Annotated in this window: 22 protein-coding genes; 11 read left to right on the top strand and 11 right to left on the bottom strand. The window is 60.0% G+C overall.

What is annotated here, in order from left to right; all coding sequences use genetic code 11:
- Nucleotides 1-148 precede the first annotated feature (148 nt).
- Nucleotides 149-1,483, top strand: coding sequence for an MFS transporter (locus QYQ93_RS25295; RefSeq protein ID WP_043050682.1), 1,335 nt, complete (start codon nt 149-151; stop codon nt 1,481-1,483).
- Here QYQ93_RS25295 and QYQ93_RS25300 read toward each other — a convergent pair whose 3' ends face one another.
- Nucleotides 1,484-2,362, bottom strand: coding sequence for a DMT family transporter (locus QYQ93_RS25300; RefSeq protein ID WP_043050681.1), 879 nt, complete (start codon nt 2,360-2,362; stop codon nt 1,484-1,486).
- 185 nt (nt 2,363-2,547) lie between these two features.
- On the opposite strand from QYQ93_RS25300, the gene QYQ93_RS25305 reads away from it, so the two are divergent.
- The 3 genes from QYQ93_RS25305 to QYQ93_RS25315 are packed head-to-tail and all read left to right on the top strand — an operon-like array spanning nt 2,548 to nt 4,866.
- Nucleotides 2,548-2,958, top strand: a complete 411-nt coding sequence (locus QYQ93_RS25305; RefSeq protein ID WP_043050680.1) for a membrane lipoprotein lipid attachment site-containing protein — start codon at nt 2,548-2,550, stop codon at nt 2,956-2,958.
- Between the two features lie 45 nt (nt 2,959-3,003).
- Nucleotides 3,004-3,891 carry a KPN_02809 family neutral zinc metallopeptidase gene (locus tag QYQ93_RS25310; protein ID WP_043050679.1) on the top strand — a complete coding sequence of 296 codons (888 nt, stop codon included), beginning with the start codon at nt 3,004-3,006 and terminating at the stop codon, nt 3,889-3,891.
- Nucleotides 3,892-4,866, top strand: a complete 975-nt coding sequence (locus QYQ93_RS25315) for an alpha/beta hydrolase (RefSeq protein WP_338475743.1) — start codon at nt 3,892-3,894, stop codon at nt 4,864-4,866.
- A 132-nt stretch (nt 4,867-4,998) separates the two neighbouring features.
- Here QYQ93_RS25315 and QYQ93_RS25320 read toward each other — a convergent pair whose 3' ends face one another.
- The 3 genes from QYQ93_RS25320 to QYQ93_RS25330 are packed head-to-tail and all read right to left on the bottom strand — an operon-like array spanning nt 4,999 to nt 7,060.
- Nucleotides 4,999-5,586, bottom strand: a complete 588-nt coding sequence (locus tag QYQ93_RS25320) for an HAD family hydrolase (RefSeq protein ID WP_338475744.1) — start codon at nt 5,584-5,586, stop codon at nt 4,999-5,001.
- Complete coding sequence (gene tesB, locus QYQ93_RS25325; protein WP_043050676.1) at nt 5,583-6,452, bottom strand: acyl-CoA thioesterase II; 870 nt, start codon at nt 6,450-6,452, stop codon at nt 5,583-5,585. The genes QYQ93_RS25320 and tesB overlap by 4 nt, the downstream gene beginning before the upstream one ends.
- Before the next feature lie 38 nt (nt 6,453-6,490).
- Nucleotides 6,491-7,060, bottom strand: a complete 570-nt coding sequence (locus QYQ93_RS25330; RefSeq protein ID WP_338475746.1) for a GNAT family N-acetyltransferase — start codon at nt 7,058-7,060, stop codon at nt 6,491-6,493.
- A 76-nt stretch (nt 7,061-7,136) separates the two neighbouring features.
- Between QYQ93_RS25330 and QYQ93_RS25335 the strand changes: the two genes are divergently transcribed.
- Together QYQ93_RS25335 and QYQ93_RS25340 are read left to right on the top strand one after the other, a co-directional pair.
- On the top strand, nt 7,137-8,057 hold the full coding sequence (locus QYQ93_RS25335) for a histone deacetylase (protein WP_338475748.1): 921 nt from the start codon (nt 7,137-7,139) through the stop codon (nt 8,055-8,057).
- Between the two features lie 170 nt (nt 8,058-8,227).
- Nucleotides 8,228-9,454, top strand: coding sequence for a TIGR03862 family flavoprotein (locus QYQ93_RS25340; RefSeq protein WP_338475749.1), 1,227 nt, complete (start codon nt 8,228-8,230; stop codon nt 9,452-9,454).
- A 123-nt stretch (nt 9,455-9,577) separates the two neighbouring features.
- On the opposite strand, the gene QYQ93_RS25345 is transcribed toward QYQ93_RS25340, so the two are convergent.
- Together QYQ93_RS25345 and yedA are read right to left on the bottom strand one after the other, a co-directional pair.
- A complete protein-coding gene (locus QYQ93_RS25345; protein WP_338475750.1) occupies nt 9,578-10,912 on the bottom strand; it encodes a DEAD/DEAH box helicase in 1,335 nt (444 codons plus the stop codon).
- 48 nt (nt 10,913-10,960) lie between these two features.
- Complete coding sequence (yedA, locus tag QYQ93_RS25350; protein ID WP_043050671.1) at nt 10,961-11,857, bottom strand: drug/metabolite exporter YedA; 897 nt, start codon at nt 11,855-11,857, stop codon at nt 10,961-10,963.
- Nucleotides 11,858-12,018: 161 nt separating this feature from the next.
- On the opposite strand from yedA, the gene QYQ93_RS25355 reads away from it, so the two are divergent.
- Nucleotides 12,019-12,480: an Lrp/AsnC family transcriptional regulator gene (locus QYQ93_RS25355; protein WP_056845799.1), complete on the top strand. Its 462-nt coding sequence runs from the start codon at nt 12,019-12,021 to the stop codon at nt 12,478-12,480.
- A gap of 107 nt (nt 12,481-12,587) precedes the next feature.
- Here QYQ93_RS25355 and QYQ93_RS25365 read toward each other — a convergent pair whose 3' ends face one another.
- Together QYQ93_RS25365 and QYQ93_RS25370 are read right to left on the bottom strand one after the other, a co-directional pair.
- Nucleotides 12,588-12,854, bottom strand: coding sequence for a hypothetical protein (locus QYQ93_RS25365; RefSeq protein ID WP_043050669.1), 267 nt, complete (start codon nt 12,852-12,854; stop codon nt 12,588-12,590).
- Nucleotides 12,844-13,410 (bottom strand): hypothetical protein, encoded by a 567-nt coding sequence (locus tag QYQ93_RS25370; RefSeq protein WP_043050668.1) that lies wholly within the window; start codon nt 13,408-13,410, stop codon nt 12,844-12,846. Before QYQ93_RS25370 ends, QYQ93_RS25365 begins: the two co-directional genes overlap by 11 nt.
- A 488-nt stretch (nt 13,411-13,898) precedes the next feature.
- On the opposite strand from QYQ93_RS25370, the gene QYQ93_RS25375 reads away from it, so the two are divergent.
- A complete protein-coding gene (locus QYQ93_RS25375; RefSeq protein ID WP_043050667.1) occupies nt 13,899-14,210 on the top strand; it encodes a DUF6124 family protein in 312 nt (103 codons plus the stop codon).
- A gap of 141 nt (nt 14,211-14,351) precedes the next feature.
- Here the strand turns inward: QYQ93_RS25375 and QYQ93_RS25380 are convergent, their stop codons facing one another.
- The 3 genes from QYQ93_RS25380 to QYQ93_RS25390 form a co-directional block, all read right to left on the bottom strand.
- Complete coding sequence (locus tag QYQ93_RS25380; RefSeq protein ID WP_043050666.1) at nt 14,352-14,963, bottom strand: 3'-5' exonuclease; 612 nt, start codon at nt 14,961-14,963, stop codon at nt 14,352-14,354.
- Between the two features lie 25 nt (nt 14,964-14,988).
- The gene (locus QYQ93_RS25385) at nt 14,989-15,465 is read right to left on the bottom strand and encodes an NYN domain-containing protein (RefSeq protein ID WP_043050665.1); all 477 of its coding nucleotides are present in this window, start codon (nt 15,463-15,465) and stop codon (nt 14,989-14,991) included.
- A gap of 135 nt (nt 15,466-15,600) precedes the next feature.
- Nucleotides 15,601-16,326 carry a DUF2076 domain-containing protein gene (locus tag QYQ93_RS25390; RefSeq protein ID WP_338475753.1) on the bottom strand — a complete coding sequence of 242 codons (726 nt, stop codon included), beginning with the start codon at nt 16,324-16,326 and terminating at the stop codon, nt 15,601-15,603.
- 182 nt (nt 16,327-16,508) lie between these two features.
- Here QYQ93_RS25390 and QYQ93_RS25395 point away from each other — a divergent pair, with 182 nt between their 5' ends.
- From QYQ93_RS25395 to QYQ93_RS25405, 3 genes are all read left to right on the top strand, one after another.
- On the top strand, nt 16,509-17,168 hold the full coding sequence (locus QYQ93_RS25395; protein WP_043050687.1) for a YciC family protein: 660 nt from the start codon (nt 16,509-16,511) through the stop codon (nt 17,166-17,168).
- 41 nt (nt 17,169-17,209) lie between these two features.
- On the top strand, nt 17,210-18,298 hold the full coding sequence (locus QYQ93_RS25400) for an endonuclease/exonuclease/phosphatase family protein (protein ID WP_338475754.1): 1,089 nt from the start codon (nt 17,210-17,212) through the stop codon (nt 18,296-18,298).
- Between the two features lie 70 nt (nt 18,299-18,368).
- Nucleotides 18,369-19,265: a serine hydrolase domain-containing protein gene (locus QYQ93_RS25405; protein WP_080889114.1), complete on the top strand. Its 897-nt coding sequence runs from the start codon at nt 18,369-18,371 to the stop codon at nt 19,263-19,265.
- The last annotated feature ends 92 nt before the right edge of the window (nt 19,266-19,357 follow it).

Here is a 19,357-nt window from a genome sequence, read left to right on the forward strand (position 1 = left end):
CGGTTAGTTTTCGGTGCGATTATCGAACACTATGCCCCTTTGGCGAATTGACGACTTTTTAACCACTGCGCACCATCGACCGGGCAACTCGTTCAAGTAACAAGACCCAGAACACACCATAAAAATTTCAAAAAACGGGTACGACCTCATGCCTCTGCAAAACCCCACCCTGGCCGCGCGCCCGGGCAACCCGCACGCCGGCATCGGCGACAAGATCCGCGGCGCCCTGGCCGTAGGTAAAACGCGCTGGGGCATGCTGGCCCTGGTGTTCTTCGCCACCACTCTTAACTACATCGACCGCGCCGCCCTCGGCGTCATGCAGCCGATCCTCGCCAAGGAAATGAGCTGGACGGCGATGGATTACGCCAACATCAACTTCTGGTTCCAGGTCGGCTACGCCATTGGCTTTGTGCTGCAAGGCCGCTTGATCGACCGGGTTGGCGTCAAGCGCGTGTTCTTCTGCGCCGTGCTGTTGTGGAGCCTTGCCACGGGCGCCCACGGCCTGGCCACCTCGGCGGTGGGCTTTATGGTCTGCCGGTTTATCCTCGGGCTGACCGAAGCCGCCAACTACCCAGCCTGCGTCAAGACCACCCGCCTGTGGTTCCCCGCCGGCGAGCGGGCGGTTGCCACCGGTATCTTCAACGCTGGCACCAACGTTGGCGCAATGATGACGCCAATGCTGCTGCCGTTGATCCTGCACGTGTGGGGCTGGCAGGCGGCGTTCCTGTGCATGTCGGCACTCGGCGGCATCTGGCTGTTGTTCTGGGGCTTGAAATACTACAACCCGGAAGACCATCCCACCGTTAAACAATCCGAACTGGACTACGTGCAACAGCAAGTCGAGCCGGAACAACCCCGCGTGCCATTCAGCCGCATCCTGCGCATGCGTGGTACCTGGGCTTTCGCCCTCGCCTACTCGCTGACCGCACCGGTGTTCTGGTTCTACCTGTACTGGCTGCCGCCGTTCTTGAACCAGCAATACAACCTGGGCATCAACGTGACGCAGATGGGCATTCCGCTGATCATCATCTACCTGACCGCCGACTTCGGCAGCGTTGGAGGTGGGATCCTGTCGTCGTTCCTGATCGGCCGTGGGATGAACTCGATCAAGGCCCGCTTGCTGTCGATGCTGCTGTTTGCCTGCTGCATCGTCGGGGTGATCATGGCGGCCGGCTCCAGCCAGCTGTGGGTCGCGGTGTTCGCCATCTCCCTGGCCATCGGCGCGCACCAGGCCTGGACCGCCAACATCTGGAGCCTGGTGATGGACTACACGCCCAAGCACATGATGAGCACAGTGTTCGGTTTCGGCGGCATGTGCGCGGCCATTGGCGGCATGTTCATGACCCAGATCGTCGGCCACATCCTCACGGTGACCAATAACAACTACACCGTGCTGTTCACCCTGATCCCGGCGATGTACTTCATCGCACTGGTATGGATGTACTTCATGGCGCCGCGCAAGATTCCGACGGTAGACGTCTAATCAACGCCGCCGTTGCTGCCAGGCAGCGGCCAATCCGCTCATGCAGATCACCCCGATACCAACCACCGTGGTGGTATCGGGGGTATGACTGAACACCAGCCAGCCCAACAACCCCGCGAACACGATCTGGCAATAGCCGAACGGCGCCAGCAAAGCCGGCGCAGCGAAACGGAAGGCCTGGGTGAGCATCAGGTGCGCGGTCATCCCACAAGTCCCCAGCGCCAGCATCAACACAGCGTGCCACAAGGTCGGCACCTGCCAGAAGAACGGCACCATGGCGCTCATCACCAAGGTGTTGCACAACCCGGCGAAGAAGTTGCTGGTGGTGGGCGTATCGAACTTACTGAGGATGCGCGTAAGCAGTTGATAGAAGCAGAAGAACGTTGCCGAACACAGGGGCAACAGTACCGCCGGCGTGAACAGCTCGCCTCCGGGATGAATGATCACCAGCACCCCGATAAAACCGCAAATCACCGCCAGCCATTGACCACGTGTGACGTGCTCACCCAGCAGCGGCACCGACAGCGCCGTCACCAGGATCGGCGCGAGAAAGTTGACCGCCGTGGCTTCCGCCAACGGGATGTAGTGCAGCGCCGCGGTGAAAAACAAGCTGGTGCCCAACAGGCACAAGGCACGCACCACCTGCATGCCCGGTCGTTTGCTGCGCAGTACACGCAAGCCCGACTGCGGCAGGAAGATCCCGGCCATCAGCAAGGTGTGCACCAGGTAGCGCGCCCACACCACCATCACGATGGGGTAGAACCCGGCCAGGTATTTGGACAAGGCATCATGGCTGGAGAACAGGAACGTCGCCAGCACAATCAGCAGAATGCCTTTGAAGGGATGGTTGACGCCGGAAAGCGGGGTACTGACAGTCATGGAATTCTCTTGCGTGGCGAGTTCAACGCGGTAGCACTCAACCGAGTAATCTAGCAGCCGGGCATGGGTCTGCCCCGAGAGCATAACCAAACAGTGGGCGAACAGCGCACTAAATCACCGGAATCGAGTCCAACCCTGCACGCTCGCCCCGGCGTTGCACACTTTTTAACCAAGGCCTTGCCGCTATGAAAAAAATCCTCTTTGTTCTTTCTGCCGTCGTCCTGCTTACCGCCTGCGATAAAGCCAAGGAAGCGCCCAAACCTGCGCCCCCTTCTGTACAGGCGACCCTGGTGCCGGAAACGCCCCCGACCGATCAATGGGTTGGCAAGTGGATCGGCGTCGAGGGCTTGAACCTGACCATCGCCAAGGACGACAGCGTTGGCCGCGGTCACTACATTCTGACCATGCAATACGGCCTCGACGCCGCAGATTCCGGCACCTTCAAGGGTGAAGCGGCCGAAGATGGCATTGCCTTCACCCGCCCGGACGGCCCGCAACTGCTGCGCGCCGGCGACGGTGCCGCCACCGGCCTGAAATGGCTGGCGGATAAAAAAGACTGCCTGATCGTCGCCACGGGCGAAGGCTATTGCCGTTAATACCGACCATAATCACTCACGGTTAGCACACAGAGGATTGCTCCCATGCTATGGAAAAAAGGCAGACGCAGCGACAACGTGGTCGATGCCCGCAATGACAGTGGCGGCGGCGGTGGCGGCATGCGCTTTGGCGGCGGCAAGGGCCTGAGCCTGACGGCGATTGTGCTGATCGTGGGCATCGGTTGGCTGACCGGCCAGGACCCGATGCAGATCCTCGGCCAGTTAAGCGGCCAGATGGAACAGGCACCGTCGGTCAGTACCCAGTCGCGCCAGGCACCACCGGCCAATGACCAGCAGGCCGACTTCGTGCGGGCCGTGCTGGGCGACACCGAAGACACCTGGGGCCAGGTGTTCCAGGAAAACGGCCTGGCCTACAAGAACCCGAAGCTGATCCTGTTCCGTGGCCGGGTGAACTCGGCCTGTGGCGGCGCCACCTCCGCCAGCGGCCCGTTCTATTGCCCGGCTGACCAACAGGTGTACCTGGACCTGGATTTCTTCCGGGAAATGTCCCAGCGTTTCCAGGCATCCGGCGAATTCGCCCAGGCTTATGTGATCGCCCACGAAGTCGGGCACCATGTGCAAACGTTGCTGGGTATCTCATCCAAAATCCAGGCAGCGCGCCAGCAAGGTCGGCAGATGCAAGGCGACGGCGGCTTGCTGGTACGCCAGGAACTGCAAGCCGACTGCTTTGCCGGGGTGTGGGCCAACCGCGCACAGAAACGGCTTAACTGGCTGGAACCGGGTGATATCGAAGCGGCACTGAACGCGGCCAACGCCATTGGCGATGACCGTTTGCAGCAACAGGGCCAAGGGCGCGTAGTGCCCGACTCGTTTACCCACGGCACCTCGGCCCAGCGAGTGCGCTGGTTCAAGACCGGCTTCGCCCAGGGCCAGATCTCGCAATGCGATACCTTCGCGGCCAAGAGTCTTTAAATGATCAAACGATTGGGGTTGCTGCTGGGTGTGTTCGTGTCCTGCTGCACCCTGGCGGCCGAACACGGCGTTAAGGTGGTCAGCCCTGATCGCTTTCATCTGGAGGCCGGCGACCTCAGCCTCGGCGTGAGCCAGGACTGGCGCCAGCCGCTGCCCAAGGTCACGCGTGCACTGATCATCGTGCATGGCCGCCTGCGCAATGCGCAGACCTACCTGCAAAGCGGTATCGACGCCGCCACCCATGCCGGGGCCGGCGGCACTACGCTGGTGATCGCGCCGCAGTTTCTGAATCAATCGGACGTGAAGCGTAACCATCTGGGCAATCAGGTATTGCGTTGGAAGGGCAACGACTGGATGGCTGGCGAAGCTTCCACCGCGCCTGGGCAGGTCAGTTCTTATGGCGTTCTGGACCAGATCATCAAGCACCTGGGCAACCGCAAGCTGTTCCCGGCGTTGAAAGAAATCGTGATCGCCGGGCATTCCGGTGGCGGCCAAGTCGTCCAACGCTTCGCCCTCACCGGCCATGACCACCCGCGGCTGCAAACCGAAGGCATCAGCCTGCGGTATGTGGTGGCCAACCCATCGTCCTACGCCTACTTCAGCCCGCAGCGGCCGGTGCCGTTCGATACGGCCAGTTGCCCAAGCTTCAACGACTGGAAATACGGCATGCAAAACCTGCCGGATTACGTGGGTGAGCGAGGCGCCCAGCAACTGGAACAGGCCTACGTTTCACGCGACATCACTTATCTGTTGGGCCAGCAAGACACCGCCCCCAACCACCCGGCGCTGGATAAAGGCTGCGAGGCCGAGACCCAGGGCGCGTATCGACTGATTCGTGGGCATAACTACTTTGACTACCTCAGGCAACGTCATCCGCAGCTGACCCACAAGCTGGTGGAGGTGCCAGGTGTAGGGCATGACGGGGATAAGATGTTTACCTCGCCAGAGGGAGAAAAGGTGCTGTTTGCCCAGTAGCACCTGAAGGAACTCAATCAAAATGTGGGAGGGGGCTTGCTCCCGATTGCGGTGTGCCAGCTAAACATAGGCTGGCTGACACACCGCAATCGGGAGCAAGCCCCCTCCCACATCTGATCTCTATTGTCTGGGCTAGATCATTTGGCGCAATGCAGCGCAGTCTGCCGCATGCCAATCCGCCAACTCCGGCCATGGGTTCTCCGGCAGGTTCACTAACACGGTCTTCGTCCCCGCGGCTCGGCCACTGTCCAGATCAAAACGATAATCCCCGACCATCACCATCTCACTCGGCGCTACATCCCAAGCCGCTGCCAGTTTCAACAAACCACCCGGATCAGGTTTGTGCGGCGCATCATCACGCCCCAGCACATCCTCAATGGCAAAGCAGTCCGCCAGGCCGATGGCTTCCAGGGTGATATGGGCCAGCTCGCGCGCATTGCGGGTCAGGATACCCAGGTGATAACCGCGCCCGGCCAACTCACGCACCAGTTCCACGGCGCCTTGTGCCGCGACCGAACCGAGTGCCAGCTCGCGTTCATGCTCCAGTAGCCAGGCATGCTTGGCTGCTGCAACGTCTGCGGGCAACGCAGCAAGATGAGTGAGAATGTCGTCCTCAGGCGGAATATCCAACGCCACGCGGATGGCAGCAAAATCATGCACGGCCACCGTGAGGGTGCCGTCCATGTCGAACACCCAATGCTTAATGTCCGACAGGCTCATGCCCAGTCCTTGCGATGGCGGATCAAACCTTCCTGGGTCACCGAGGCCACCAGTTGCCCGGAGCGGTTGTACACGCTGCCACGGGAAAAGCCCCGGGAGTTGCCAGCCCACGGGCTATCCATGGCATACAGCAACCAGTCATCGGCACGCAGGTCAGCATGGAACCACAGCGCGTGGTCGAGACTGGCGACCTGCATGTCTTTCTGCCACACGGTCTTGCCATGGGGCAGCAGCGAGGTGGTCAGCAGGCCGAAGTCCGAGGCGTAGGCCAGCAGGTACTTATGCAGCGCCGGCGAGTCCGCCAGGGCGCCATCGGCACGAAACCACACGTACTTGACCGGGTCGGACGGCTGCGGGTTGAACGGGTCTTTCTCGGTGACCGGGCGCACCTCGATAGGCTTGGGACACAGCAGCTTGTCGCGCATGTGCTCGGGGATCAGGTGTGCACGTTGCTTGGTCAGCTCCAGCTCCGACGGCAGGTTTTCCGGGCCGACCACCATCGGCATGGTGGTCTGGTGATCGAAGCCTTGTTCGTCGTACTGGAACGAGGTGGTGCACGTAAAGATCGGGTTGCCCTTCTGGATCGCCGTTACCCGCCGAGTGCTGAAACTGCCGCCGTCGCGTACGCGGTCCACCGAATACACCACCGGCAAGGCTGCATCGCCAGGGCGCAGGAAATAACCGTGCAGGGAATGCACATGCCGCGCTTCTTCTACCGTCTGGCTGGCCGCCGACAGCGACTGGCCGAGCACTTGGCCGCCGAACAACTGGCGAAAGCCCAGGTCCTGGCTGCGGCCGCGAAAGAGGTTTTCCTCGATCGGTTCCAGGGTCAGCAAGTCCACCAGATCTTCCAATACTTGGCTCATAGAGCAACTCCTGCAATCAATAGGGCATTCCGGGCTGCTTATCCATGCAGCGTGTCCAACCATTGGGCGCGGGTGATGCGGTACAAAACATGAGGGCGCAGCGGGTCATCCGCTGCGACCTTGGGGTGTTCAAAATCTGCCTGCGGATCGTAATGCATACCGATGGCCTGCATGACTTTTTGTGAAGGCTGATTGGCCTCTGTGGTGAAGGCTACAACCTCGTCCAGTTGCAAACGGTCGAAGCCGCAGCGCAACGCGGTCCAGGCCGCCTCACTGGCATAGCCCAGGCCCCAGTGTTCGCGGGCCAGACGCCAGCCGATTTCCACTGCCGGTGTAAAGCCGGCTTCGAAGCTGACATTCTGCAGCCCGGTCAGACCGATAAATTCGCCGGTATCCTTGCGCTGCAAGGCCCAAAAACCGAAGCCGTACTCCGCGAAATGCCCGCGAATGCGACCGATCAATGCGGCGCTTTCCAGATGGCTCAACCTGGCCGGAAAATAGCGCATCACTTGTGGGTCGGCGCACATGCGCGCAAAGTCTGGCAGGTCGCTGTCGCGCCACTGGCGCATTAGCAGGCGTGCACTTTCCAATTCCAATATCGGCTCCATGGGTCCCCCTCCCTTGCCATGTGCGTGAGTGTACAGCGCTGTTAAGATCCTTCGCAGGTTCCCGTCAGAAAATCCCATGCCTTTGCCATTGATCTACCACGAAGACTACAGCCCCGAGTTCCCGGCGGACCACCGGTTCCCCATGGACAAGTTTCGCCTGCTGCGCGACCACCTGGTGGACACTGGCTTGACCCAAGACAGCCAATTGCTGCGCCCGCAATTGTGTCCAGCGGATATCCTGGCCTTGGCCCATGAACCTGGGTATATCGAACGCTACATGAGCGGCCAATTGTCCCGCGAAGACCAGCGCCGCCTCGGCCTGCCCTGGAGCGAAGCACTGGCGCGGCGTACCGTGCGCGCAGTAGGCGGCTCGATACTGGCGGCTGAACAAGCCCTCGAACATGGCCTGGCCTGCCATTTGGCCGGCGGCACCCACCATGCCCACTACGATTATCCGGCAGGCTTTTGCATCTTCAATGACCTGGCAGTGATCAGCCAGTACCTGCTGGCCAGCGGTCGGGTCAATCGCGTGTTGATCTTCGATTGCGACGTGCACCAGGGCGACGGCACCGCACGCATCCTCCACGACACGCCGGACGCCATCACCGTGTCGCTGCACTGCGAAAAGAACTTTCCGGCGCGTAAGGCCCAGAGTGATTGGGACATCCCGCTGCCCATGGGCATGGGCGATGCCGACTACCTCAAGGTGGTGGAAGACACGCTCAACTACCTGTTGCCGCTCTACCAGCCCGACCTGGTGCTATACGACGCCGGCGTGGATGTACACAAGGATGACGCCCTCGGTTACCTCAAGCTGACAGACGCAGGCCTCGCCGCCCGTGATGAAAGCGTGATGCGCCACTGCCTGGGTCGCGACATTCCGGTAATGGGCGTGATCGGCGGCGGCTACAGCAAAGACCGCCTGGCCCTGGCCCGCCGCCACGGCATCCTGCACCACAGCGCCCAGCGGGTGTGGTCGTCATCAGGTTGTCACTGAATTGTGGGCGTTACCCACAATGCCTGTGGAACGGCCTGTGGATAACTTGAGCGTAAGCGCCTGCAAGCTAGCAGCCATATGGCCTGTAGGAAAGTGTACGTTTTTTGATCAGGCAGCCGCGCCATCGTCGGGTAGAATGCTCGGCCTATTCAAGCGACAGTAGCCCTGCCATGCCTCGGACCTCTTCACACCACGCCACCATTATCGGCGGCGGCCCCGCCGGGCTAATGGCCGCTGAGGTCTTGAGCCAGGCAGGGGTGCGGGTAGACCTGTACGACGGCATGCCCTCGGTGGGGCGCAAATTCCTGCTGGCCGGTGTCGGCGGCATGAACATCACTCACTCCGAAGCGTACCCGGCGTTCCTGTCGCGCTATGCCGAACGCGCCCCGCACCTGGCGCCGCTGCTGCGCAGCTTTGGCGCCGAGGCGTTGTGCGAATGGATCCATGGCCTGGGTATCCAGACCTTTGTCGGCACCTCCGGCCGCGTATTTCCTACCGATATGAAAGCCGCGCCACTATTGCGCGCCTGGCTCAAGCGCCTGCGGGATCAAGGTGTGGTTATCCACACCCGACATCGTTGGACAGGTTGGAATGCCGAGGGCGATTTACTTATCCACAGCGCGGACGGCGAAAAAGTTGTCCACAGCGACGCCGTGTTGCTGGCCTTGGGCGGCGGCAGTTGGTCGCGCCTGGGTTCTGACGGTGCGTGGCAGAACCTGTTTGAAGGCAAAGGCCTGCCCTATGTGCGTTTGCAACCGAGCAACTGCGGGTTTGAAGTGTCGGCGTGGAGCGAGTTGATGGTCAGCAAATTCGCTGGCGCACCGTTGAAAAACGTCGCTATTGCCCTGGGGGATGACAAACCTCGGCTGGGCGAATGCGTGATCACCGCTACCGGCATTGAAGGCAGTTTGATTTACGCCTTGTCGGCGCCGATTCGCGAAGCGATCAAGCGCGACGGTGCGGCAATGGTGCATATCGATTTGCTGCCGAGTAAGCCGCTGGACAAGGTGCAGGCGGCGTTGGCCAAGCCACGGGGGTCGCGCTCGATGAGCAAGCATTTGCACAGTCAGTTGGGTTTGGATGGGGTCAAAGCAGCGTTGTTGCGTGAGCTGACGCCCGCTGAACACTTCACTGATCCAGCGCAGTTGGCAGTGGATATCAAGGCGTTGCCGCTGACATTGGTGAAGACGCGGCCGATGGATGAGGCAATCAGCACCGCGGGTGGTGTGCCGTTTGAAGCGCTGGATGAGCGCTTGATGCTCAAGCCATTGCCTGGGGTGTTTTGTGCGGGGGAAATGCTGGACTGGGAGGCGCCCACTGGTGGGTATTTGCTGACGGGGTGTTTTGCCAGTGGCAGAGCGGCTGGGCGGGGGATGTTGGAGTGGCTTAATCGCTGAGATCTGGGATGGGTTCAAGGCCGCCATCGGGAGCAAGCCCCCTCCCACATTTCGAACTGTGAAATACAGTCCCAGTGTGGGAGGGGGCTTGCTCCCGATGAGGCCCTCAGCTACAGCACAAAATTACTTCTTCTTGCGCGGCCCAGTATTAAACACCGGCACCTTGCGCACCGGTTTGATCGACGGCTCAGCCGGCGCCACATCACCACTGTCCACCCACTTGCCCAGGTTGCGCTTGCCGCCACCACCAGACATTTTAGGCTTCTTCGGTTTCTTCGGTTTCTTCACCACCTGCCCACTGGCATCGGTATCCGGTACACGATGCTCCGGCTCAAAATCCGGCTCCATCTTGCGGGTCAAGGTCTGGCGGGTCAGCATCTCGATGGCCGAGAGCATGTTGACCTCGTCGGCACACACCAGGGAAATCGCCTCACCGGTGTTACCCGCACGACCGGTACGACCGATACGGTGGATGTAGTCCTCGGCCACGATTGGCAGGTCAAAGTTGACCACCAGCGGCAGATCTTCGATATCCAGGCCACGGGCTGCCACGTCGGTGGCGACCAGGATCTGCACCTCGCTGGACTTGAAGCGGTCCAGTGCGCGTTGGCGGGTGGCCTGGGGCTTGTCGCCATGGATGCCGTCGGCATTGATGCCCAGGCCCTGCAACTTGTCCACCAGTGCGTCCACGCCGTTGCGGGTCTTGGCGAATACCAGCACCTGCTTCCAGCGGCCTTTGCGCATCAGATGCACGAACAGCTCGGCCTTGCGCTTCTTGTCCACTGGCACCACCCACTGCTTGACGGTGTTGGCGGCGACGTTGCGCGGGCTCACTTCGATGCTCAGCGGGTCGTTGAGCATCTGCCCGGCCAGCAGGCGGATGTCATCGGAGAAGGTCGCGGAAAACAGCAAGGTCTGGCGCTTTTTCGGCAGCATGCGATAAATGTTGGCAAGCTCTTCGGAGAAGCCCAGGTCGAGCATGCGGTCGGCTTCGTCGAGCACCAGGGTTTGCAGCTGGTTGAGTTTCAGCGCGTTCTGGCGGAACAGGTCGATCAGCCGGCCAGGGGTGGCGACCAGGATGTCGACGCCCTTGCGCAGCTTCATCATCTGCGGGTTGATGCTCACACCGCCGTACACCGCGTATGTGGTCAGCGGCAGATGCTGGGCATACTCGGCGACGCTGGCGTGAACCTGCTCAGCCAGTTCGCGGGTCGGGCACAGGATCAGCGCACGCGCTGAGTTGGCGGCGACTTTCGGCCCTTCCATGGTCAGCAATTGCAGCAGCGGCAAGGCGAAGCCTGCGGTCTTGCCGGTGCCGGTCTGCGCCGCGGCCATCAGGTCACGACCGGCCAGCACCGCCGGAATGGCTTGCGCCTGCACCGGCGTCGGGGTCTGGTAGCCAAGCGTCTCAAGGGCGCGCAGCAAGGGTTCGATCAGGCCAAGGGTGGCGAAAGTCATGTATTTACCGTAGGAAAAATTCAGCGCAAAGGCATAATGCGCGGCAGTTTACCTTATTTCCGCCTTGGGCTTGCGCCACTGGGGCAGGCTGATCAACAGCACGGCGCTGATGATTACCAGCATCGCCAGGGCTTCTTCCAGGCCGATGGTCTCGCCAACGAACACAATCCCCAGCAACACCGCCACTGCCGGGTTCACGTAGGCATAACTGGTCGCCGCCGCCGGACGCACATGCTTGAGCAGGTACATATAGGCGTTAAAGGCGATAATCGAGCCGAACACCGTCAGGTAGGCCAGGGCCAGCCAGCCTTCCAGCGGTGGCATGGCCTGCAGGTGCTCACCGGAGAGCGCGCTGACGATCAGCAGCGCCACGCCGGCCACGAGCATTTCAGCGGCACTGGCCATGGCGCCTTGGGGCAGCGGCAAATGTCGGCTCCACACCGAACCGAAGGCCCAGGACGCCGCCGCCATCAACAGCAACACCGCGCCCAGTGGGCTCGATTGCAGGGTACTGCCCATATTGAGCATGGCGATGCCGATGATGCCGAGGATCACCCCGGCCCATTCCAGTCGCGTATTACGTGCGCCCCAGAAAAAACCACACAGCAGCGTGAACAGTGGCACGGTGGCCACGGCTAGTGCCGCCACGCCGGACGACACGCCCATATGTTCGGCCACGCTGACGCCGCCATTGCCCACGGTGAGCAACAAAATGCCGATCATCCCGGCCGCCTTCCATTGCGGCCACGTCGGCGCCGGCACCCCGCGCCACCGGAGGAAGCCATACATCAACACGCCTGCCGTGCAAAACCGAATGCCCGCCAGCAACAGCGGCGGCCAGTACTCCACGCCGATACGGATCACCAGGTAGGTGGAACCCCAGATCACATACAACGCAAAAAAGGCAGCGATCAACGGTAAGGGAAAACGACGTGGGCCAGGCATTGGGCGGCTCTATGGCAGGAGATAGGAGGCTTTATTCTAGAAAGACAGATGGATAAACATAAGTTACAAAACCTGTTTAAACCGCCCATACACTTTTCAAAACATGGTTATGAAGGCTATAACCCGTGCTTTCGAAAGCCACACGCAACTGGAGCCTTACCATGGACAAATACGACCGCATGCTCCTCAGCGCTCTGCTCGAAGACGGCCGCGCCTCTTACGCGCAACTGGCCCGCACGGTAAACCTCTCCGCCCCCGCCGTGGCCGAACGGGTCGCCAAACTGGAAGCCAGCGGCGTGATTACCGGCTACCAGGCCAAGGTGGATTTGTCCAAAGTCGGCTTGCCGATTCAGTGCGTAATTGAACTGCGGCTGACCAATCACGGCAGCCAAAAGGTATACGACGCCCTGGCGCAAATTCCCGAGCTGACCGAATGCCACCGGGTCACCGGCGACCCGTGCGTGATCATGCAAGCGGCGGTAGGCACCATGCCGCAGCTGGAAGACCTGATTAATCGAGTGGCGAAGTTCGGGTTCAGCAAGACCTCGATTATTTTGTCCAGCGCCATAGAGCGGAGGGTGCCGTTGGGGCAGTTGGAAGCCAATGGGAAAAATGCTGGCTGACCTGCCGCGCACTGTAGGAGCGAGCTTGCTCGCGAAGGACCTGTGGGCGCCGCGGGCATTCAGGACGCCAGCGTCACCGTTGACGTTCTTCGCGAGCAAGCTCGCTCCTACAAAGGGCTTGATCTGCGCTGGACGATCAAATCAACGATCTGCTCGATGGTCGTAATGCGATCCCAATCCTCCTGCGTCGCTTGCAGCTTGAACTGCCACTTGATCTGCATGACAAAGCAGGTCAGGTCATCATCAATGATGTCGTAGTCATGGATGAAATCGGTTTGCTCCGTCACTTCGCTTCGGTCAATAAAACCGATGATATCGACGAACAGCTGGATCACTTTCTCAGCAACTTCGGCTCTGCTCAGATTACCTTCCATTCCTCGCCTCATAGGCACACTTGCCAATACTGACTAGATCAAAGACTGCAAGCCCGGCAGCGACGAAGGGGATGCCTCGCCCGATGATGCCAAATACCCGAACCGTGCCAAACGTTGCTTTTGCCATTCTGGCCATGGTGGGTTGCTTGATCAACGTACGAGGGAAAAAGCGCATTCCGATCAGGCTAGCCAGGTTCGTGGTTTTGCTGGAGCCGACGTGAACCCAAGCACCCACCGCAATTTTGCTTATGGGTATGCCCGCCGCGCCAGTGATCACTGTGGCTGCCGTGAGGCCGTAGTGTTGCTGTGTACATTTCCAGAGTTCATCAAACGTCGTATCGGGCGCAACGGGGTCAGCGTGAATCGGCTTGAGTAACTGGTAATGAGGGCCATGACTCCAACCTGGCGAACTCGGCAACACCATGACTGCCGGGCAGCTTGTCATCGTGTTCCCCACATGAAACGCCATGCTTGAACTGGAACCCAGATCAATGCCATTTGATTCGAGTTCCAACTTGCTTCGCATGATCGCTGTATGAAGATCGCTTTCCTGCATGACTGTAATCCCTGTGCATGAGTGACAAACAGGATGGTAGGTCGCAGTAAGAGGCGATAGATGAGTAAAGAGGAAAACCAGAAAGGTCCTAGATCATATCCGGATTTGGCCTACCGATCATTCAGTGCTCAGGTGAAAGAGACCTCAAAACCCCAGTGTTTCAGTGGCCAGCAAGATCAATCCCTTTCATTTGCGGGACGTTTCCGAGAGAATCCCACGGCCTTGTTTCCGTCGGATTCGGTAGCTAGTCTCGCCCTGTCATCGAATGTTCGGTGACCGGACGTGCAAGTCCGACGACGGTAATACGCATAGCCTTAACTCTCTACGCCTGGGTGTATCTCTGGCGCTAAGTGTCATGGCAGCTGTACGCGGGAGATCTTCGGATCTACCGGACTCCGTCTCGGTCTTGCACACCTGCGTACTGCTGCCACCCTAATTCGTGTGCAAGCGAACGGTTGCAGCTTCTTACCTGACGGAGAAGTTTCACCATGGTCAAAAAAGTCACCCCCGATCCACCCAAGTCCAAAGCCGACTTCCTCAGCGAAGACGCCCTGCTCCACCGTCGCGCCATCGACTACTACCTCAAGGCATCCGCCCCGGATGCGCCGATTTTTATCCTGAATGACAACCTGAGCTTCGAAGAGGCTCTGGCCCATGCGGCGGATTTGTTGCATTGCGCGGTGGAGACGGCCCATGGGTCGGGCGAAGTGATGAAGGCGCCGCAGCGGGCGGTGATGCATTTGGTGGAGATGGCGAAGGGAGTGGTGGACCAGGCGTTGGCGTGCACACAGCCTCGATAGGCGCCGCATCACTAAATGTGGGAGGGGGCTTGCTCCCGATGGCGGTGTGTCAGTCAGCTTGGCTGTATCTGACCCACCGCCATCGGGAGCAAGCCCCCTCCCACATTTGGAGTGTCATTGGTCTTGAAAATGCACTCTGGGTCAGAACCCGCGATGTTTCTTCAGGTGTTCATTGATCTTCGCGGCAGGCACTTTCTGCAAGGTGCACAACAGGTCATGGGACAGTTCGCGCAGGCCGTGGGTCTGGCGCAGTTGCTGGGCCAGGTGCGCCGTGAGGTTGGCGGCCATTTCCGCATCCGCCAGCGCCCGGTGAGCCTGGCCGGTGTGGGGCAGTTTGGCGTAGGCGTTGAGGGTGCCGAGTTTGTGGTTGGGCGCAGCCGGCATCAGGCGGCGGGCCAGCAGCAGGGAGCAGGCGAATTTCTGCAGGCGGGTGCGGCGGATCAGGCCCAGTTCAAAGTCCCAGAACTTCTGGTCGAAGGCGGCGTTGTGCGCCATCAAGGGCGTGGTGCCGACGAATTCATTGACTTCGTTCATCACCCGCTCAGCCGGTGGCGCGCTGCGCAGCATGGCGTTGCTGATGCCGGTAAGTTGTTCGATAAAAGCCGGTACGCGCACGCCGGCGTTCATCAGGCTCTGGTAGCGGTCCACGATTTGTCCGCGCTCGAGGATGACGACGCCAATCTCCGTAGCCCGGCAGTGGCTGCTGGGGGTGATGCCGGTGGTTTCAAAGTCGATGACCGCTATACGTTCCAAACCTGTTCCCACTCCGTCTAACAATTTATTTGAGCAGCAACGCGCCTTCGATCGGCACGTAGCGGCTGGCGGCGCGGATCAATGAATTGGCCGTCAGCCCGGGCACGCCATAGGCCACGGCTTCGACGCCATGCTTGTGAATGACACGGTCGAGCAGCATGTCGAAATCACCGTCACCGGAGGCCAGCACGATTTCGTCGACATGGTCGGCGGCGTCCATGATGTCGATGGTGATGCCCACGTCCCAATCACCCTTGGCCGAACCGTCGCTGCGCTGGATATACGGTTTGAGTTTTACCGTAAAGCCCAGGTTGCGCAGGATCTGCTGGAATTGCTGCTGCTTGCTGTCGCCACGGTCGATGGCGTAGGCATAGGCCTCGACGATCTGCCCGCGGGCGCCGATGTCAGCCCACAGGGCGGCGTAGTTGAAGTGGCAGCCATAGGCCTGGCGCACGGTGTAATAGAGGTTTTGTACATCGGCGAACACTGCAATTTTCTTCACCGCACTTCCTCATAGACAGCCAGGCTCATAGACAGCCAGGCGCCAGCGCCCGGAAAGGGCGCCAGTATGCCAGCCAAGGGAGCGGTTCCGGGAAAAAATCAGACCGGAGCGCTGTCGCGCTCCGGGCCTGGCGTGTCAGACGAAGGAATCGTCGTCGCCAAAGGAAGAGGAATCGTCGGAATAATCGCTGTCAGCGAAGCTGTCAGCATTGTTGCCGCCCCAACTGTCATTGCCGGCAAACTTCTGGTCATCGTTGCCCCAGTCACCTTGGTCGCTGGTCGGTGCCGGTTGTTCGATGATTTCTTCCACCACCTGCGGCTGCTGGTTGTGATGAAACAGGCTGCTGATGCCTTCGGCGAGCAACACACCACCGGCCACACCGGCGGCGGTCTTCATCGCGCCGCCGAGAAAACCGCTGCCCACTGGCGCGGCTGCTGGTGCTTGCGGCTGCTGATAGTTCTGCTGCGGTGCAGGTGGGTTGAACGATGGCCGCGCCGGCTCACGCCAGCCGCCACCGGAGTTGCTCGGCGCAGGTTGCGGATCGCGGGAGCTACCGCCAAAAATGCTCGACAGAAATCCACCACCACTGGCCGGCGCCGGTTGCGTCGACTTGGCCCGCTGCAGTTCGTCCTGCAATTGCTGGATCTGTTGCGCCTGCTGCTTATTTTGCGCATCCAGAGCCTGAAGCGCGTGTTCCTGCACCAGTAACGACTGGGTCATGTAGTACCCGGCAGCCGGTTGGCGAGTCATGTGCTCCTTGATCCGCGCTTCGGCCTGGGCGTCGCGGGGGGCTGAGTCCGTTTCGGCTTGCTGCAACCGTGAAAACAGTCCATCGATCAGGGTTTGCTCTTCGCTGTTCATGGCGACCTCGTTAGATTGCCGATAAAAAATTCTGGTCCCGCCTGTGGTCAGGCCGGGTGCCCTCCAGTTATGGGGATGTTACGAGTTGTTTCAATGGTCTTTACTCAAGGTTTACGTTTGTGCCCCTTGGACCCTGATCGGTTAAAGTGTCGCCCTCTGCTTCCAGGCCTGTGATGACCCTGATGAATCCGTTAGACGTTTTGCGCGACTCCTTGCGTTTTACCCAGCGCAACCTGGGCGCCATCGTGCAGTTGTGCCTGCCGTTGGTGATCCTCGAAGCCCTGTTGCAACAGATACTGGACCACACGCTGGGCCCGGATGCATTTCCCGGCTACAGCGTGGTCGTGGGTTTATTGGTGTACCCGCTGTACACCGGCGCCCTGATCCTGTTTCTCGACGCACGCACCCGTGGCGAATCGCCCCGGATCAAGGACGTGTGGGCCATGGCCTTGGGCCTGTGGCCGCGCTTTGCCCTGCTGACGGCCCTGAGCACGTTGTTGATCTTGCTCGGCCTGTCGCTGTACTTCCTGCCGGGCTTGTGGCTGATGGTGGTGTTGGCGTTTGCCGAATACCTGCTGGTGCTGCGCGGCATGCCGGCCCTGGAGGCGATGAAGGAGAGTTTTCGCCTGACCCGCGGGCATTTCTGGCGAATCCTGGTGTGCCTGCTATGCGTGATGACCCCGTTGTGGCTGCTCAAGGGCGCCAGTGTGGCGGCCTATCCGGAGCCCGCGCCGTTGCTGGGGTTGCTGATGGACAGTGCCCACAGCTTCCTGCAATTGTTCACCAGCGTGGTGCTGTTCCGTTTATTCATGTTGATCGGTGGCGACGCCGACGCGCGGTGATATGCTCCGTGCCTCTTCTGACACGCACATAAGCCGAGCCGATGACCCGTTTATTGCGCATCACCCTGTTGAGCCTGTTGATCATCGCCGGCCTGCTGGCGGCGCTGACCCACAGCCTGACCTGGCGCCCCGCCGACAAAGAGATCTTGCCCGTCAGTTGCGTGGCGCCCCGCGCCCCGACCCTGCTGCCGGGGCAGGCGCTCAAGGTGATGACCTGGAACGTGCAGTACCTGGCCGGCAAGAACTACGTGTTCTGGTACGACACCCCCGACGGCAGCGGCCCGGATGACCGCCCCACCGTTGAAGACATGGCGTTCAGCCTCGACGAAGTGGCACGGGTGATCCGCGACGAACAGCCCGATATCCTGTTGCTGCAAGAGATTGACGAGGGCGCCAAACCCTCTCACTACCAGGACCAGCTGGCGCTGTTGCAAGAGCGCCTGGTCGACCTCTACCCCTGCAGCGCCCAGGCGTTCGACTGGAAAGCCGACTTTGTGCCCAACCTGCACATTTTCGGCAGCGTCGGTCGCAAGCTGGCGACACTGAGCCGCTACCAGATCGAACATGCTGAGCGCCTGCAATTGCCGGCCGCCGACGCCAACTTTATCAGCCGCCAGTTCCAGCCCAAGCCCGCCTTGCTGTTGACCTACCTGCCGCTGAGCGACGGTGGTCAGCTGGCGGTGCTCAATACGCGGCTAGAGGCCGGCATGCCCGGACGCGGTGCCATGCAAGAGCAAGTCAAGGCAACGGTGAAGCTGCTGGACAAGTTTGAAGGCCGCGGCACGCCATGGCTGATCGGGGGAGATTTCAACTTATTGCCGCTGGGGCAGTTCCTGCGTTTGGACGCGCAAAAACGCGGGCAGTATTCGCCGGACAGCGAGCTGCACCTGCTGTGGGACAAATACCCGATGATCCCGAGTAACAGTGAATCCAGCGGAATAAACCGTGAGCGATGGCTGACCTATTACCCCAATGATCCGAGCCTCGACGGCCCGGACCGCACTTTGGATTACCTGTTCTTCAGCCCACGGATCAAGCGGGTAGAGGCGAAAGTACGGCAGGAAGATACGTTGCGTATTTCCAGCCATATGCCGGTGATCGCTCGTTTTCTTCTGCCCGCTAGTTTTTAACCTGAGAGCCTGCTTGAGTCATCAGTCGACAGAAGGCTAAGACAAGCCTTTTTCAAGGAGATATTGACACGTGCTCTTTTCACTCATCGTCAATGGGCAATCACTTACATCCATCCACTCAGACGCCTGTGTTCCATGGTGGAGCTTTACAAAAACCGTTTTGGCCGCAACATCATTGTCATTGGTACAAGATGGCTTATTGGGTCTTGATGACAAAGTAATGGGCGAGGCGTTTACCCTGCGCCAACTTTTACGGCACGAAGCGGGCCTGTCCGATTACAGGGAAGATACCGACTATCAAACCGCTGTCGAAGAACGACAACGCGCGTGGCCGCCAGCAGAAATGCTAAGACGAATAAATGCAACAAAATTACGTTATGAACCCGGCACAAGTTGGTACTACTCAAATGTGGGCTATATGTTTATTGCACGACTTATCGAACAGGCAACAGGGCTGACACTTGAGAAGGCGATAATCACCCGTGCGCTTGCGCCCTTAGGCCTATCGGGAGTGAGGATCGCCAGCCGCCCATCCGATCTGGACGAAACATATGCGGGAAACGCCAGCTATTACGACCCGGCCTGGGTCTACCACGGCTTACTGGTCGGTCCACTGTCCCAAGCGGCCCTCTTCCTGGACAGACTATTAGACGGCCACTTGATTTCCCATTCTTTACTCAAACAAATGCTGACAATACGGTGGTTGGGTGGCCCACTCCCCGGCCAACCCTGGTTGACGCCGGGATACGGTCTGGGCGTCATGCAAAGTGCGACCGGTGGAGGGCACATTCTATGCGGACACACAGGAAGCGGCCCAGGTAGTAGCGTTGCCATTTACCGATGCGCTGAAAAAAATGCATCGGTTTGTTGTGCTATTTCCCAGCAAGGTACTGGAAGGGGCGAAATAGAGGCGCGCGTAGTTCAATGCATAGCGTCGAATCTTCAGCGATTGTTAAGTGAGCGGTAGTGTGAGGAGAGCTGTTATGACCGACGACGGCCGTGCCAGGACCGTCGACGTGCTGGAATTCGGATCCGGGATAAGCCCGATAATCAGCTCCC

The sequence above is a fragment of the Pseudomonas khavaziana genome, assembly GCF_036704165.1.
In the GTDB taxonomy this organism is placed as follows: Bacteria; Pseudomonadota; Gammaproteobacteria; order Pseudomonadales; family Pseudomonadaceae; genus Aquipseudomonas; species Aquipseudomonas khavaziana.

Excerpts from the sequence above, each read along its gene's own strand:
- QYQ93_RS25370 (WP_043050668.1), bottom strand. The coding sequence starts at position 13,410 with ATGCAGGAAAGCGATCTTCATACAGCGATCATGCGAAGCAAGTTGGAA.
- tesB (WP_043050676.1), bottom strand. The coding sequence starts at position 6,452 with ATGAGCCAAGTATTGGAAGATCTGGTGGACTTGCTGACCCTGGAACCG.
- QYQ93_RS25315 (WP_338475743.1), top strand. The coding sequence starts at position 3,892 with ATGATCAAACGATTGGGGTTGCTGCTGGGTGTGTTCGTGTCCTGCTGC.
- QYQ93_RS25395 (WP_043050687.1), top strand. The coding sequence starts at position 16,509 with ATGAATCCGTTAGACGTTTTGCGCGACTCCTTGCGTTTTACCCAGCGC.
- QYQ93_RS25300 (WP_043050681.1), bottom strand. The coding sequence starts at position 2,362 with ATGACTGTCAGTACCCCGCTTTCCGGCGTCAACCATCCCTTCAAAGGC.
- yedA (WP_043050671.1), bottom strand. The coding sequence starts at position 11,857 with ATGCCTGGCCCACGTCGTTTTCCCTTACCGTTGATCGCTGCCTTTTTT.
- QYQ93_RS25355 (WP_056845799.1), top strand. The coding sequence starts at position 12,019 with ATGGACAAATACGACCGCATGCTCCTCAGCGCTCTGCTCGAAGACGGC.
- QYQ93_RS25400 (WP_338475754.1), top strand. The coding sequence starts at position 17,210 with ATGACCCGTTTATTGCGCATCACCCTGTTGAGCCTGTTGATCATCGCC.
- QYQ93_RS25295 (WP_043050682.1), top strand. The coding sequence starts at position 149 with ATGCCTCTGCAAAACCCCACCCTGGCCGCGCGCCCGGGCAACCCGCAC.
- QYQ93_RS25340 (WP_338475749.1), top strand. The coding sequence starts at position 8,228 with ATGCCTCGGACCTCTTCACACCACGCCACCATTATCGGCGGCGGCCCC.
- QYQ93_RS25305 (WP_043050680.1), top strand. The coding sequence starts at position 2,548 with ATGAAAAAAATCCTCTTTGTTCTTTCTGCCGTCGTCCTGCTTACCGCC.
- QYQ93_RS25335 (WP_338475748.1), top strand. The coding sequence starts at position 7,137 with ATGCCTTTGCCATTGATCTACCACGAAGACTACAGCCCCGAGTTCCCG.
- QYQ93_RS25330 (WP_338475746.1), bottom strand. The coding sequence starts at position 7,060 with ATGGAGCCGATATTGGAATTGGAAAGTGCACGCCTGCTAATGCGCCAG.
- QYQ93_RS25320 (WP_338475744.1), bottom strand. The coding sequence starts at position 5,586 with ATGAGCCTGTCGGACATTAAGCATTGGGTGTTCGACATGGACGGCACC.
- QYQ93_RS25310 (WP_043050679.1), top strand. The coding sequence starts at position 3,004 with ATGCTATGGAAAAAAGGCAGACGCAGCGACAACGTGGTCGATGCCCGC.
- QYQ93_RS25375 (WP_043050667.1), top strand. The coding sequence starts at position 13,899 with ATGGTCAAAAAAGTCACCCCCGATCCACCCAAGTCCAAAGCCGACTTC.
- QYQ93_RS25345 (WP_338475750.1), bottom strand. The coding sequence starts at position 10,912 with ATGACTTTCGCCACCCTTGGCCTGATCGAACCCTTGCTGCGCGCCCTT.
- QYQ93_RS25365 (WP_043050669.1), bottom strand. The coding sequence starts at position 12,854 with ATGGAAGGTAATCTGAGCAGAGCCGAAGTTGCTGAGAAAGTGATCCAG.
- QYQ93_RS25390 (WP_338475753.1), bottom strand. The coding sequence starts at position 16,326 with ATGAACAGCGAAGAGCAAACCCTGATCGATGGACTGTTTTCACGGTTG.